Consider the following 15582-nt stretch of genomic DNA (forward strand, 5'->3'; position numbering starts at 1 on the left):
GCACCTGCTCTTGACGCAAGCGGAGCTATGATAAGATCAGCTCCATATGTTTGCGCGTGACGGAGCTGCTGAAATGACCTGCGACATAGCGTACCGAATTGCGCGATACTTTATCGTTAATCTCTGGGTTGTTGAGTAGAAGCAATACGTTCTGAACGATTTCGTCGTCCGAATCGCAGATAAACAGATCCTCGCTGTGATTCGCGCTGATGCCTTCAACGCCGATCTGGTTGGTCACGACCGGGACACCCCAGGACATGGCTTCGACGATTTTCGTTTTGATGCCCGTCCCGAACAGCAGCGGAGCGATCATGAGCGCGCATTCGCTGACGATCTCTTTCACATCGTCCACTTCTCCGGTGACAACAACGCCCGGATAGGTTTCCTGCAGCTGCAGCACCTCGGCGGTCGGGCTCTTCCCGACAATATAGAAGGTCGCCTCCGGCGCTTGCCGCTTGATCTTGGGCCATATGCGCTCGCAGAAATAGACAACGGCTGAGCTGTTATGCGGAATATCCATCTTCCCAACGAACACCAGCTTGTTCCGGTCGTATCTGCGAGGACCGCTGCCCCGCTGCCCATCCGCTTCGAATTTCATCGGAATGCCGTAGCAGGACTCGTGGCGAGTAACCTTCTGGAAGCTTTCCGCTTCGGTCGGCGAAGTGAAGATGAGATGGTGAAAATGAGCCGCAACCCGCTTCTCGTACTTGGCGAGCAGCCGGCTCTCCAGATCAATCAGCCATTTCTGAATAAACTTCACATCCGCAAACCGCTTCAGCTTACCCGGCAATTTGTCCGCAAACCCTCCAAGTGCGGAGGGAATGTAGTGAAACCATTCCAGCTGCCGCCGATAGCGCAGCGATAACAGATCGTCGTAGCTCAGAACCTGCGTTCCCTGTTCCCCGGATACATATTCCGCCACCCTTACCATGTCGTACAGGATTAGCTCCGGTTTCTCCGATTGCACAATTTCTTTGATTTTCCGGTGTGTCTTCCGGCTGTAATAGACGGATACCTGAAGCGGCCATCTTCGCAGCAGCAAGGAATAAAACGCCACATTGAAGAGCTTCTCGGCCAAACCGGGCAGCTCGAGACATACCAGCCGGTCAATTTCGTCCGGCCGATGTTTGAGGTACCGGTCGTCATCCACGAAGGATAAATTGACAATTTCACTGCCCGGATAAATCTCTTTCATTTGCCGAATGTATTGCAGAAGCATGTTTTTCCGTCCATCCGTATTCGGGAAGGGAAACCGGTTCGTAATAAACATGATGGTTTTCATGTGCAGTCCCTACCCCCTATCAGAAAGCATCCTTCGCACCAAGCAGCAGCTTGAAGGTTTTGAAGATGATTTTCAAATCGCCGGTAACGCTTCTTTTCTGGATATATTCGAGGTCGAGCTCTACCATTTCTTCGAAGCTCAGCTCATTGCGTCCGCTGACCTGCCATAAGCCCGTACAGCCCGACGTTACCGTCAGCCTCAGCTTGTCGTACTCCGAATACTCGGCTACTTCCCTTGGCAGCGGCGGTCTTGGGCCGACCAGCGACATGTCGCCTTTCAGTACATTCACCAGCTGCGGAAGCTCGTCGATGCTTGTTTTCCGAATGAATTTGCCGACTCTCGTAATGCGAGGATCATCCTTCATCTTGAACATGGCACCTTGTATTTCATTCTTATCCAGCAGTTCCTTCAGCTTCTCCTCCGCGTTTGACACCATGGAGCGGAACTTGTACATCTTGAACGGTTTCTCGTCTTTGCCGATCCTGGTCTGGTAGAAGAACGCTGAACCTTTTGGATCTTCCAGTTTAATCAGGAGCACAATGAGTACGAACAGCGGCAATAGAATAATTAACCCGAGCAGTGCGCAGGTAATATCGATGATGCGTTTCACTAACGTATAGAAAACCAAATTGTTGTACGTTTGCAGAGCCCGATGTTCCGACACCTTCACGACAGCTTCCTGATCAAATTGTCGATTCATGAGATACACTCGCTCTTTCCCGCTCGAGGATCTCCTCAAGCTCTTCTATTAGTTGATAGCGCAGCTCGCGATTGCCGAGCGCGAAATCTATGGTTGTCATAATAAATCCGAGCTTCTCGCCAACATCGTAGCGAGTCCCCTCGAAATCGTAGGCGTATACGCCCGAGTCCTCATTCAGCTTCTGAATCGCATCAGTCAACTGAATTTCCCCGCCCGCTCCCGTCTCATGACGGCCCAAATATTCGAAAATATCCGGTGTCAGAATATAGCGTCCCATAATTGCCAGATTCGACGGCGCTTGTCCAAATGGCGGCTTCTCCACAAAACGGTTGACCGTGCACAGCCGTCCTACGCTTTCCATTGGATCTACGATCCCGTAACGATGCGTTTGGTGAGCGCCAACGGCTTGAACGCCAATAACCGATTTCCCAGTCCGTTCATATTGTTCAATGAGCTGCCTGGTGCACGGAACATCAGCTTTGACAATGTCGTCGCCAAGCAGAACGGCGAACGGCTCGTCACCGATAAAATTACGCGCGCACCATACGGCATGCCCGAGGCCTTTTGCCTCTTTCTGCCGGATATAGTGAAGCTCTACGTTTGAAGACTGCTGTACCTTCCGGAGGATATCGTGTTTCCCTTTCTCCTCGAGCGTATGCTCAAGCTCAAAGGCAATATCGAAGTGATCCTCAATTGCACGTTTTCCTTTGCCCGTGACGACGATGATGTCTTCAATACCGGATGCGATCGCTTCCTCCACGATGTACTGGATTGTCGGTTTGTCGACAATCGGAAGCATTTCTTTGGGCATTGCTTTGGTTGCGGGTAGAAACCTAGTACCGAGTCCAGCCGCAGGGATAATTGCTTTTCTCACTTTTTTCATTGATCTCACCCTATCCAATTTATTTCTGTATCTATGTCGTGTTCTAAAAACACGAGCTATGTTTTCTCACCATGGAGGAAAACATAGCTCGTATTTCTAGATAAGCAGAATCGGATCTAAAAATAGAGTAGGGCATCGAACCCTTCCTCACGTCATACCCCTGACGATAAACGTCTAAGGCCGCTTGACCCACAGCATAACCGAGTGCCTCCGGTGATAGAGGAGCAGGAGACATTTCCTTAAAATCGGCTGAGATGTTGTATGCTAACGGCCTGCGCGGTTGAGAACAGCTCCGATAACGGTCGCATGGCCATACTCCAGCGCTGCCATCGCTTTAGCCGCTATATCGTTCTTCACTTTGCCCGGCTTCACGACTAGGACGACACCGTCGCTCTTGCTGGCTATTACCAGTGCATCCGTCACCGTCATAACCGGAGGCGTATCGATGATGACCATATCGAACCGCTCCTTAGCCTTCTCAAGCAAAGCCGTCATCTCAGGTGAATCAAGCAGCTCGGACGGACCATCCGGTTCCGGCCCCGCACTCACCACGTAGAGGTTCTCGATGCTTGTCTGTTGAATAACCGCTTCTAGCTCGCTGCGATCCGCTAGCGCCGTACTGAGCCCATAGCGATCGTTATTTAGTTCAAAGATCTGATGCTGAACCGGCGTTCGCAGATCGGCGTCAATGAGCAGCACCTTCTTATTGGCTTGAGCGTAGGCTACCGCAACATTGGCGGCTGTTGTGCTTTTACCTTCACCGGGAAGAGCTGAAGTGATCATGACCGTTTTCAATGCCGCCTCCCGATTCGAGTAGGTGATCTTGGTCCTCAAGCTGCGATAGATCTCGGAGGCAGCCGACTTCGGATTATTCTCGGTAACGAGACTACGACTTCTATGCATCAAGCGAGACATTGTTCTTCCTCCCTGACAGAGGCTTCATCTGAGCATTATGGCCGCTTGCGGCTTTATCGCCTCGTTTTATTCTCGGGATATCCGCAAGCACCGGAATTCCGAACTGTTCCTGAACGTCCGACTCTGTCTTAACCGTGTTATCCAGCTGATCCAGAATGAAAGCAGCTACGATGCCGGCCATCAATGTCAGTACGAATGTGACCATCACGTTCATCGTCGGATTAGGCGATACTTGACCACGGTGCTCCGCCGGATCAGCTAAATTCAGAACCGCTATATTGTCCAATTTCATGAGCGTCCGAATTTCTTTGCGGAAGACCTCCGACAACGCATTGGCCATATTGGCTGCCCGCTCAGAAGATTGATCTCGGACGGTAATCGTCATCACCTGCGTATCATTGATGGAGCTGACAGTCACTTTCGAAGCAAGCTCACCTGCGCTTGCGCCAAGCTCCGGATGCTCCTTTACAACCTTCTCCATGACAAGCGGCGTCCTGATAATTTCTTTATAAGTTTTGATCAGCAAAATATTGGAGTTAATCGATCCGACATCGATGTTTGATTTGTTCGGATCCGCGTCCTTGCTCTGACCTACGATCAGCTTCGTCGAAGCTTCATACTGCGGTTTCACGAAGTGGCTCGTGTAGTAGCCGACAAGCGTACAGCTGACAATGACCAGCAACGCAATCAACCACAGCTTCTTTCTGACAATGCTCCAATATCGTTGCAATTCCAAAGCTAGTTCCTCCGATACCGCGTTCATAGTTGGGGATTGAACACTATTTTTTGTCTGAATATTCAGAAATATTTAAGTGTTGCTGTCTGACTTCCTGGGATCAGCCCTCCCCTGCTTGGTTAGGCTATTTCCCGGTGCAACTTAATTGTATAGCGACTCTACGCTTCAAGACTATTGAACGGCAGGATGATTTTGTTTCATCTCAAGTTGTACACCGAGCCGCCTCATAGGATAAACCCGGCTTATACTTTCGTACCACAAGTACCGGAATCCAGACCTGCGCAAGCCCACAAGCCGCTTCACAGCTTGAATTTGCATCGCCACCTCCATACCACACCAGACCAGCGTCTGGAAGCCAACCACTGCAGTCCGCACTCCTCTAACGAACCATAGAGACCTTATTTGGGAGAAAAGGGCACCTCAATTATTCTAACGAACCTCAGAGGCCTTATTGAGACGAAATAGGCAAAACTCACGAACTTTTAGCCAAATAGCGCCCGTACGGTTCGTTAGAATTACAAATCGCTACTTTTTGATCAAATAAGGCCTGTACGGTTCGTTAAAAGTATGGGGTCATATATTCTAGTTGACCTAATAATACAAAAAGAGCGGCCGTCGCCGCTCTCTTAAGTAGTTCCGGATAGCTCATCCGACAATGCGTAGCCAGCTACTCCCCGCGACTGCGCATAAAGTGCAGCTTGTGTGCGGTCACTAACATTCAATTTTTGAAAAATATTGCTGATATGTTTCTTGACCGTAGACTCGCTTATCATCAGCTTCTGCGCCAAAGCGCTGTTGGACAATCCTTCGCCCAGTGAAGACAGCACGTTACGTTCCTTCGGCGTCAGCTTCTCGAGCGGATCATCCGGGTCCTTGCGAATTAGAACTTCCATGAGCCCTTGATCGAAGTACTTTCTTCCGCGATCAATCATCTTGATGGCGAGCAGCAGCTCTTCGGGCATCGAGTCTTTAAGTACATATCCGTCAGCGCCGCACTCCTCTGCCCTGCGAATATCCGCTTCTGCCGCAGATGATGTGAGCATCATGAAACGGCAGCTATGTTGACGAAGCCTTTCAACCACGTCAAAGCCGCATTGATCGCCAAGTCGAATATCGACAATGGCCAGATCCGGCTCTATCGTCTCTATGAGCTGCACAGCCTCCTCGACCGTCTCTGCTTCCCCCATAATTTCGATTCCCTCTTCTTGCGCTAGTACGGCTATCAAGCCTTTGCGAACCACATGATGGTCATCCACAATCACGATTTTCAAGTCGATCACCCGCTTTTCGTAGTTTGGCCAGTTCCTTGATGAACGCCGGTTATCGGCAGCAAGACCCGAATGATGGTCCCGCTCCCTTGTTTACTGCTTATCTGATACTGGCCGCCCAGAGATGCGGCAAGCGTACGCATATTGGATAAACCGAAACCGGAATCCGGTTTGCTTGGCTTAAGCAGCCAAGGGTTAAAGCCGCGTCCGTTATCTTCGATGGTGAGTCTTAAGATACGCTGCTCCACAGTCAAATGGATTGCAATACTGCTGCTCGCTCCATGACGGATTGCATTGCCTACCCCTTCCAGGATCATCCGATACAGCGCTTTTTGATGCGTTATAGAAATGCGGTTGTCAGAATTAGGTGCGTTGATACGGATTTGGACACCGTTCAACTTGGCCTGATTGGCCAGATGTGATTTTACGATACTGATCCAGGAAGCATTGTCGTTCTCATTGCTCTCACGAGAGCTCAGATTGTAAATCGATGCACGCAGTTCACGAGAAGCAGCCATTGCCGCCTCTTGAATTTCTTGCATCTGCTCTTGAGTCCGGTCGTCATTCATACCGCTACAGTCACCTTTCATTGACTGAATGGCGTAAATGATACCGAACAAATGCTGGGAAACACGATCATGCAGTTCCTCAGCGATCCGGTTACGCTCCTCCATTAAGAATCGTTCTGACTCGATCTGAATTGCCATCGTTATCATCACCTTTCTTGCCATTCATTGAAAACCACTTCCGGTTATGGAGTGCTCATACTATGAATAAAATGAGAGAGTCTTAAGGTTTCGTCATAGATATCCAAATTCGGACAATGGGCTCCTCATCTCAACATACCTTGAGAAGGTTGACATGGACATACTGCAGGAGTACTGATTTTGTTAACCGTTCGTTTACAGGTAAACAGTGACCTTGGACTCAATCGCTGATACCCGCCATTTGTCGAATACGAAGGACATAGCTAACGACCGAGGTCAGGTCTTGTAATCTTTTTGTAAGCGTGAAATCTTGATAGAAGAGCACTCCGCTTGGAAAGAGAACGATTCTCAATAGCCTCAAATAGATCCATTCTTAGCCCTTCCGGCACTTGGGCCTCATTACCCAAATCGAGCGTGGAAAGAACCGCTTAGAAGTGGGACTATAAGCAATCATCAACATCATATCTTTAGATAAATTTTAAAGATTATTTACATATTTTAGCGTAAACACTCCCCATAGTAGTACCGGACATGGTTCTTTTGCATACTGAACAAGTGCAAAAAGGAATTAATAATGAGAAAAAAGTGAGAATAATGAGAAGAATAATTTGCCATAATCATCTCTTCTTTCGGCAAGCCAATACTTACCCTCCTGGTATTGATATGAAACATTAGCTCCGTATCGAGCAGTAAAAGGCGCCCCGTAAGGGACGCCTCGATTCATTACGTATTCTCTGGCTAAGCTGCCAGCTACTCCTCTGTATGCTGCTGTTTCAACTCAACCAACGCCTTGTCGATGTCGGCCGTAAGACTTGGATCCAAATATTGAGGGGCAGAACGTTTGACCGGGGAGGAGAAATGAGCCATGGCTTCCATCTCTGCTTCGATCATCAGAATTCTCTCTTCCGCGCGAGCAAATCCTTTGGATACATTCTCGGTTTGAAAGGATACGACGTTCTGATTCAACTCCTTCAGCGAACTGGCAACGTTGGCGCGAGATGCGAGCAGCAGGCGACGATGATTATATTCCTCCGATTGCACAAGCAGCTGGCCGATTCTCTCTTCCAAGAGCTTCGTTTGCTCCTGAATCGTCGCATACTGGGTACTGTAAGCCGCTAGTTTCTTCTCATGCATCAGCTTTTCTTGCAGCGCCAGCTTCGCAATATGCTCCTCATCTTGCTTCACGGCTAGCTTCGCTTGGCGATCTCTCTTCTCAATGATCGCTTCGGTCTCGGCAATAAGGGCAGCTTGTCTTTTCTCTATAAACAATTGATTCGCCAATGCCCGCTGCCCTTTCGCAAGCTCTTGTTCAAACTCGCGAATATATTGATCTACCATCTTGAGGGGTTGTTCGCACTTATCCAGAAGCCCATTCGTTTCCGCCAGAAACAAATCTTTCACGCGTTTGAAAATGCCCATATTTAATTCGACTCCTTTGAATTAGCAGAATGATTTCTTTCCCATTGGTCTAGGAAATCGGATGTGGAAGGAAGCACGGGAGCTGCTGCACTTGCTGCAAAACGGTCACGCGGTCTCTTTCTTCTCTTAATGATCAGGAAGAGCAATCCGGCAATAAGAATCGTACCGACGATAGCAATTCCGGCATCCCAATCTTCGTGGTGATGACCCTCGAAACGCAAGTCCTTCACATGAAGAGTACCCGGACCCGCTATACCTCTGTCATCGCCTCTGGGCATGATTGTGATTCCTTTGTCCTCTCCTTTGCTCCTGCCGCCAATCCCTTCGCCACCGGCCATGAAAGGTTCGGCGTTTATTTTCACTTGCGTGAACGCCTGCTTATGAACCGACATTTCATCGCCTGATGCGAATTTCACGCCAACTCCAACAACGACAATAACTACAGCTATGAGAAGTACTTTCTTGATCCAAGATCTACCGGATCTCATCTCTCATCCATCCTCTCGTGACGTTTATCTTCTTTACAACTCTCACTATAGACGCCAAAAGTAAAAGTACGGTAAATAGGCAAAAAAACACCCTTCCTCAACATGCATTGAGGAAGGGCACATGATTCTAGATGTGGGGGAACCTCATCATAAACGTACTTCCTTCGCCTAACGAGCTCTTCACCTCGATCGAACCCTGATGGGATTCGACAATCCATTTTGCAATCGATAACCCTAGTCCCGCACTTCCTTCTTCCCGCGAACGATGCTCCTCTACCCGATAGAATCGGTCGAAAATCCGCTGCGTCGCGTGCTCCGGGATGCCAATGCCCGTATCGCTGATGGAAAGCGACCATTGTTTAGGATTGCTGCTCAGGGCTACTTTAACTGCCCCGCTCTCCGGTGTATACTTGATCGCATTGTCCAAGAGGATGTACACCAGCTGCTTGAGACGCTCGATATCTCCCGTAACCGCCAACTTATCCGGCAGCTCAGCCTTTAACGAAATCTGCTTCTTGTGGGCAACTGCTTCGATCGCCTGCACCCACTGCCTGACCTTCGGAACCAAATCAAACGAAACCTTCTCAAATTCGACTGATCCGGCATCGGATCGAGCGAGCAGCAGCAAATGCTGAACCATGCGGCTCATGCGCCCGACTTCCTCTTTCATATCTACGACGACTTCTTTGGTATAGACTGTGAAGTCTTGCCCGTTCTCCAGCTCAATGACATCCAGCGACGTATTCATAATACTAAGCGGCGTTCGAAGTTCATGTGACGCATCGGCCAGAAACTGCTGCTGCTGCCGATACGCTTGCTGGATCGGGATCATCGCTTTCTTGGACATCGAATTACTCAACCATACGGCAGCCATGATAAAGAGGACGAGAATAAGTAGGAACACGATAAGCAGATTACGAAATACTTCATAATAGAAGGTCACGTCTTTAGCTGCATAGATGACGGCTCTCGAACCATTATCGAGCATAACCGGACGCGCGCCGACAAAGAGGAGCCGCTCCCCAGCCATCATCAATTCCGGTGCTTTCGGTACGGCAGGAACTCCTGTTGCTTCCGGTAATCTCGGTTCTTTCAAAACACGCTGGCGCATCTTCACATGCGTCTCCGGCTGCCATTCCAATTGAAACGAAACTTCTCGAGGCTGCCATCCCATCAATTTCTGCAAATGAATGTTATTAAATTGAGGAAAAGCGGAGCTGCCTGCAAGCACATTCCCCTGCTCATCCACGACATAGAAAAAGTACAAATCGTCACCGCGGGAGTTCGTCAAATCAGGGATCACCAAGTTTCCATTCTCTGTCGCAAACAAGGTGGACATGAGGGATTCATGCTGCTCCCGATAAGCCATCCCCAGAAATAACGCGGAAACGATGATCGAGAACACCATCAAGAAGAGGATAATCAGCCACGTGTAGGTGTAGGTTAACTTCCTTCGCGTTTGAACGAACAGGTCTGTCTTTGGCCCTCGACGTTTATGCTTCAAATCGGTAGCCTACCCCTCGGACGCTCTGGATCATCGTTTCCCCTTGCGATGCCTCCAGCTTGTCGCGAAGCATTTTGACCGTTACATCCACATTCTTATTGGATACCTCGCTGCCAACGCCCCAGACCCGGTCCAAAATGACGTCCCGCGTCAGCGCACGGCCGGGATTCTGCAGAAATAAATCGAGCAGCTGATACTCCCGCTGGCTGAGGAAGATCTCTTCCCCTCTTCTGAACAGCTGACGGGACGTCCGCTTCAGCATAAACGGCCCGAACGTTACCACCTCCGCTTGGATAGGGGCAAAATTCCGCCGTGTCAGTGAGCGAAGACGAGCAAGCAGCTCGTCCATCTCAAAGGGTTTCGTGAGATAGTCATCCGCCCCGGCATCCAAGCCAACGATTTTATCCTGCAGCGCATCCTTCGCGGTTAATAATAGGATGGCCTGACCGTAGTTGGCCGCCCGTAAGCTTTTACAAACGTCAATCCCATCCTTACGGGGCATCATCCAATCCAAAACGAGCACATCATAAGTCGATCCGCCTGCGTAGTGGAGCGCATCATCACCGTTATCTACCCAATCGACGTGATAATCGCCTTTCTTCTCCAATACATATTTCATCAATTTCCCCAGCTTCTTATCATCTTCCGCAAGCAGAATATTCATTTCGTTTCACCGCCGACAATAGCCTATTTCGTTTAGAATACCATACAAAAGGTAAAAGTACGGTAAATGAAACGATAGAAAGTCCGCCGGAGTCAGAAGTGCGAGAACTTGGAAAATCTCTTCTTGTACATCTTCTCAAGCCCAATCGAAATCATATGAAAGCCGAGGATATACATGATATAGGCAAGCAGCGGAATAACCAGCACCCACTGATAAATAAACAAATAACTGCGTGCTTGTCCGACCAATCCGCTCCATTCGTTCGAGAGGCTCACAAACTCAGGCGGGTCCGGTGGATTGTAGTACACCTTCGTGCCCCCTACGAAGATATGGAAGATCGCCAGCTGTCCGAACAAACCCATTATCATGACGATCTCTTGGACGAATAAGATCAGGAAGCTTTCCTTCAAATGAGGAAACAGATGCTTCCGGATAATCGTGAAGCGGCTTGCTCCGATTGACTTGGCGGAGAGTACGAATTGCTGCTCGCGGAGCACCATCGTTTTCTCTTTGATCGTAGAGGCAACTGCCGGAACCCCGATCAGCGCCAATACGACGGAAATGATGATGGTCAGCTTCAAAGGTGAAGCCGAGGGTTCAATAGAAATGCCGACCATAATCATCCAGACCAGAATAAAGGTCGGGATCCCGTTTAATACACCCCAGATTGGCGGACGTTTATCGCGATCGGTCTTGTCTTTGCCGAGAAATCCAAGCAGCATCCCCAGCACGCCGCCAACGATAATACGAAATGCGGCAATCGACAGCGACGCGAGTATCGTAAATTTCGCTCCATCCAGCAGCTTCGCCATCATATCGACGCTGAATTTATCGGTTCCGAACGGATAGCTGGCATTCGGCGAGAAAGGCGGAGCCAGAAGGATGCTAGTGCCATTCTCATCAACCACATAGTCGACTTTAGCCGTGTCGCTTAGCTCATGAGGTGCAACATAGTGGCCGAAGAAGGAAGCCAAGATGATCAGAATGGTAATCGATAGGCCGGCAATCAGCGTTTTATTCATCGCACGATCACCTTCTCCCAGCCGTAAATCAAAGCTCTCATAAGGAGATACATAACGGCGTATAACAGCAGCAATGTGAAGATGCCATTCACGACCAGATTGTACTGGTACCCTTCAAATGCGTAAGCATTGGAGAAGACTAACAGCGTCACGCCGTTCAGATTGTACAAATATTCGAAAATAAACAAGTTTCCGAACAATATCCCCAGGAACTTATGCAAATCCGCTTTGACGAAGGGCAGTACGTTCGGCAGCGCATGAAAGAAAATGATATAGCGTTTACCAAGCCCACGTGCTTTGGCAAAACTGATATAATCCTCGGTCAGCGTATGACTCATGTGAAGGGCCACATTGCGAATCATATAGGTTCCAGGAATGATGATCGTCGAAATTAACGGAAGCGCAATCGCCGGTTCATCCGTAGAGAAGCTTGCCACCTGAAAGATGACAAGCCCCGTTTTATCCGCAACTATGACAATAAGAAACTGCAGCAGCAGCACGATAACAAAGTCCGGGAGCACGCTCGTCAGTTCCAGCAGCCCTTTGAGCCACTGTTTACGCGTTAACGAGAAGTAGATGCCGAGCAAAATACCTAAAGTCATGCCGATGACGGCACCGACCGCCAAATAGGAAAAAGAGAGCGTGATGCTGCTTCCAATCTGCTCCCAGAACGATCGTTCCGTCTTGCCGGACAGATAATGAAAGGCATTGCCGCCCGCCAATTCTTCTATATATTCCTTCAAGCTTGCCAGCCCATTGTACCAAAGAAAATAGATGGAACCGTCCATACGACCTTGTATAAGAACATCAGGAACCATGGCAAAAACAAGTACGAACAACAGAATGCCCAGAACGATTGAAGTGTACTGCGCTACCTTTGTCATGATGCAACGATCCCTTTCTTGCTTAAATTAGACGGACCGGCTGAGCCATTCCTTATAGTGTGTCGAGCTAATGCGTGCGTTATCAGCACTAGGAACGAGAGATTGATCATTCACCTCTACGGATGCGAAATAAAGCGCATTGTGATCTGTGATTACCTTTCGCGAGTCCCCGGTTGCATGCAAGTACAGCCGAACGAGCTCATCGAGACGAATCTGGTCCGGGCCAGCCGCCTCGACGATGCCATTCACCGGTTCCTCAATGAAATCAACGAGGGCTGCAGCTACATCATCCGAAGCCATAGGCTGCGTAAGAACCGAAGGCAACCGTACGGTATCCCCTTGCGTAGCCACAAATGCAATACTGCCAACAAACTCGAAGAATTGCGTCACGCGGATGATCGTATAAGGGATTTTCGAAGATTCGATCAGCTCTTCTTGCGCCATTTTTGCACGGAAATAACCGCTTTGCAGTAGGCGATCGGTGCCAACAACCGACAGCGCCACGTGATGACTGACGCCGGCAGCTGCTTCGGCAGCAAGGAGATTGCGCGTTGATGTCTCGAAGAATTCCATAACCGCCTTATCTTCAAATGATGGCGAGTTAGACACGTCTACGACAACCCGTGCACCGAATAGCGCTTCGTTCACCCCCTCACCGGTCAACGTATTTACGCCTAATGATGGCGATGCCGGCACTACCTCATGACCAAGCTGACGAAGAAGGTTTACAACTTTTTTCCCGATAAGACCGCTGCCGCCAATAACTACGATTTTCATATGAGTGCCTCCTAAGATGTGTTAACGCAATTCGATGATTCTTACGATGATAGGAATTCATTGCCTGTAAAAGCAACGAGCGAAAGAATGAACAGCAAGGAGACCAGTGCAAATACGCCCATGCAGATATAAGAAGAAAGTTTCTGTGAACGTGGCGAAATGGTAATTCCCCAGCTGATCATGAATGCCCAGAGTCCGTTGCTGAAATGGAATACGGCCGACAAGACACCAATGACATAAAGGCTAAAGTACAGCGGATTCGTGGCAATTTGATGCATTGTCGAACCAAGCTCTTCATGCGTAATGTTGCCCAAATAAATTTGCAGGCGCGTATTATAGAAATGCCAGAAAACGAAGATAAACGTAAGAACGCCTGTCATGCGCTGCAGAATGAATGCCCAGTTACGACCATAGGAATATTGCCCCGCGTTCATATTGGACCGATAAGCCATGTACAGCCCATAAACGCCGTGAAATAGAATCGGAAGGTAGATTCCAAAAATCTCTAGCAGCGGCTTCAGCGGCAGACTGTTAATGAAATGCACATAGGTAGCGAACCCCTCGGGTCCGCGTTCAAACGCTTGAAAGTTGATCGATACATGCACAAGAATAAAACCTCCGAGAGGAATTACCCCGAACAATGAGTGCAGCTTGCGCCAGTAATAGGCATTTCCTTTCATATTCCTCCACCTCTCAATGATGACTTGCTTCCGGTTGCTTATTGATTAAACGATTGACGAGGAGCATATGTGACACCGATCGATCGGGAATATTTGCCTCGGCTTGGCATTCAAACCGAACACGTGGCACAGTACTTCCAAGGATTGCATAATGGGCTGAGGTATTGGAAATAGTTAAACAATACATAAACCAGCACGCTCACGGAAGGAACGGCTATGAAAACCAGTTCTCCCCCTCAAGAAACCTATCAAAAGTTCGTGAAGGCGTTATCGTCCAGCTCGGATTTAACCATGAAAACGATGAGCTTTCCGGACGCTGAATATCGACTATTCTACTTGGATACGATGGTAGATTCATCCGTTTTTCAAGATCACATCATTAAGCCATTATCGCAAAATCCGGACGGAAACATCCCAGAAGTCGTCACCGTGCAAGAGATTCTCCCGGCGAAGAATTTCGAAGAAGCTGTACAAGAAATCGTGCAAGGGAAAACGGTGCTGGAAAAAGAAGGGGAACCTGAATTATGGCTGCTCAGCACTGAGCTGCATAAAGAACGCACGATCAACGTTTCCACAATTGAGCGGGTATTGCGGGGCTCCAAAGAAGCGTTCATCGAGGACTTGGATACGAACATCAATTTAGTAAGGAGACGTTCCGCCTCTTCCGATGTCGTCGTTAAAAATTTCACATTGGGCAAATTATCGCGTACGAAAGTCTCTGTCGTCTACTTGCAGGGAGTCGCGAACCCCGACGTGATTCGACTCATCGAACAAAGACTTCAACAGATCGATGTCGATTACGTGTATGCGCCCGGGTTCATTCAGGAATATATTCAGGACAAGCCGTTCAGTTTGTTTCCGCAGATCCTGACAACGGAGCGCCCGGATCGGACGAAAGCTTACTTATTGGAAGGCAAAGTCGCCATCATAACGGACGGGTCCCCGGAAGCGTCTATTTTGCCGGTTTCTTTCTGGTCCTTTCTGCAATCGCCGGACGATTATCAAATCAATTGGTTAATCGGCAGTACATTTCGAATGCTGCGCGCAATTTGTTTTCTAATTGCGATTGGGTTGCCTGGACTCTATATTTCGCTTGCATCCAATCAAACGTACATACTTCCGCTAAATCTCGCATTAACGCTGCAAGGAGCACTAAAGTATATCACCTTACAGCCGATAGCGGAGGTGTTTCTCATGATGATTGCACTTGAAATATTAAGAGAAGCGACGGTACGACTTCCTAGTCCGATCGGACAAGCGATCGGTGTCGTCGGAGGTATCGTCGTCGGAACCGCGGTCGTTCAATCCAATATGATTTCAAATACTGCCGTGATTGTCGCTGCTTTCACCGGTTTGGCGTCGTACATTTTGCCGTCTTACGAGATGAGCAACTCCGTCAGAATCGTCTCCATACCGGTTCTCTTGCTATCCCAGCTATTCGGATTAATTGGGCTTACCGCCTCTTTCTTATTCGTGATTATTTATCTCTGCCGAATGAATACCATGGGTCTTCCTTATTTCTATCCCGTCTTCACCGATGGGGCCATTAAAGACACACTGCTGAGAGCGCCTTTCTGGCTTATCAATAAACGTCCGAAAGAAGCCGCACCTCTAGATAAACAGCGAAATCGCAATGATAAAGGGTGGACGTAA

The 15582-nt window shown here is 48.8% G+C and carries 16 protein-coding genes; 1 reads left to right on the top strand and 15 read right to left on the bottom strand.

All coding sequences use genetic code 11. The annotated features are described in order from the left end of the window. Positions 1-25 precede the first annotated feature (25 nt). The 15 genes from AC6ESO_RS13355 to AC6ESO_RS13425 all read right to left on the bottom strand — a co-directional run bounded on the left by AC6ESO_RS13355 (position 26) and on the right by AC6ESO_RS13425 (position 13929). Positions 26-1282 (bottom strand): glycosyltransferase family 4 protein, encoded by a 1257-nt coding sequence (locus AC6ESO_RS13355; RefSeq protein WP_497091764.1) that lies wholly within the window; start codon positions 1280-1282, stop codon positions 26-28. 19 nt (positions 1283-1301) lie between these two features. Further along, positions 1302-1982, bottom strand: coding sequence for a sugar transferase (locus AC6ESO_RS13360; RefSeq protein WP_494820526.1), 681 nt, complete (start codon positions 1980-1982; stop codon positions 1302-1304). Beyond that, complete coding sequence (gene galU, locus AC6ESO_RS13365) at positions 1966-2865, bottom strand: UTP--glucose-1-phosphate uridylyltransferase GalU (RefSeq protein WP_497091765.1); 900 nt, start codon at positions 2863-2865, stop codon at positions 1966-1968. Before galU ends, AC6ESO_RS13360 begins: the two co-directional genes overlap by 17 nt. Before the next feature lie 264 nt (positions 2866-3129). After that, entirely contained in the window at positions 3130-3780 is a 651-nt protein-coding gene (locus AC6ESO_RS13370; protein WP_497091766.1) for a CpsD/CapB family tyrosine-protein kinase, read from the bottom strand. Next, positions 3761-4516: a YveK family protein gene (locus AC6ESO_RS13375; protein WP_497091767.1), complete on the bottom strand. Its 756-nt coding sequence runs from the start codon at positions 4514-4516 to the stop codon at positions 3761-3763. Before AC6ESO_RS13375 ends, AC6ESO_RS13370 begins: the two co-directional genes overlap by 20 nt. Positions 4517-5142: 626 nt before the next feature. Continuing rightward, positions 5143-5778 (bottom strand): response regulator, encoded by a 636-nt coding sequence (locus tag AC6ESO_RS13380; RefSeq protein WP_497092139.1) that lies wholly within the window; start codon positions 5776-5778, stop codon positions 5143-5145. 14 nt (positions 5779-5792) lie between these two features. Then, positions 5793-6491, bottom strand: a complete 699-nt coding sequence (locus AC6ESO_RS13385) for a sensor histidine kinase (RefSeq protein WP_497091768.1) — start codon at positions 6489-6491, stop codon at positions 5793-5795. Positions 6492-7241: 750 nt separating this feature from the next. After that, on the bottom strand, positions 7242-7910 hold the full coding sequence (locus AC6ESO_RS13390; protein WP_497091769.1) for a PspA/IM30 family protein: 669 nt from the start codon (positions 7908-7910) through the stop codon (positions 7242-7244). A 2-nt stretch (positions 7911-7912) separates the two neighbouring features. Next, complete coding sequence (locus AC6ESO_RS13395; RefSeq protein WP_497091770.1) at positions 7913-8398, bottom strand: LPXTG cell wall anchor domain-containing protein; 486 nt, start codon at positions 8396-8398, stop codon at positions 7913-7915. Between the two features lie 127 nt (positions 8399-8525). Beyond that, the gene (locus AC6ESO_RS13400) at positions 8526-9902 is read right to left on the bottom strand and encodes a sensor histidine kinase (protein ID WP_497091771.1); all 1377 of its coding nucleotides are present in this window, start codon (positions 9900-9902) and stop codon (positions 8526-8528) included. Then, positions 9892-10566, bottom strand: coding sequence for a response regulator transcription factor (locus tag AC6ESO_RS13405; RefSeq protein ID WP_497091772.1), 675 nt, complete (start codon positions 10564-10566; stop codon positions 9892-9894). The genes AC6ESO_RS13400 and AC6ESO_RS13405 overlap by 11 nt, the downstream gene beginning before the upstream one ends. Positions 10567-10658: 92 nt before the next feature. Then, complete coding sequence (locus tag AC6ESO_RS13410) at positions 10659-11588, bottom strand: ABC transporter permease (RefSeq protein WP_497091773.1); 930 nt, start codon at positions 11586-11588, stop codon at positions 10659-10661. Further along, entirely contained in the window at positions 11585-12472 is an 888-nt protein-coding gene (locus tag AC6ESO_RS13415) for an ABC transporter permease subunit (RefSeq protein WP_497091774.1), read from the bottom strand. The genes AC6ESO_RS13410 and AC6ESO_RS13415 overlap by 4 nt, the downstream gene beginning before the upstream one ends. A gap of 27 nt (positions 12473-12499) precedes the next feature. Then, positions 12500-13249: an SDR family oxidoreductase gene (locus AC6ESO_RS13420; RefSeq protein ID WP_497091775.1), complete on the bottom strand. Its 750-nt coding sequence runs from the start codon at positions 13247-13249 to the stop codon at positions 12500-12502. A 41-nt stretch (positions 13250-13290) separates the two neighbouring features. After that, a complete protein-coding gene (locus AC6ESO_RS13425) occupies positions 13291-13929 on the bottom strand; it encodes a succinate dehydrogenase cytochrome b558 subunit (RefSeq protein ID WP_494820537.1) in 639 nt (212 codons plus the stop codon). A 216-nt stretch (positions 13930-14145) separates the two neighbouring features. Here AC6ESO_RS13425 and AC6ESO_RS13430 point away from each other — a divergent pair, with 216 nt between their 5' ends. After that, complete coding sequence (locus AC6ESO_RS13430) at positions 14146-15582, top strand: spore germination protein (protein ID WP_497091776.1); 1437 nt, start codon at positions 14146-14148, stop codon at positions 15580-15582.

The organism is Paenibacillus rhizoryzae, from assembly GCF_059686995.1.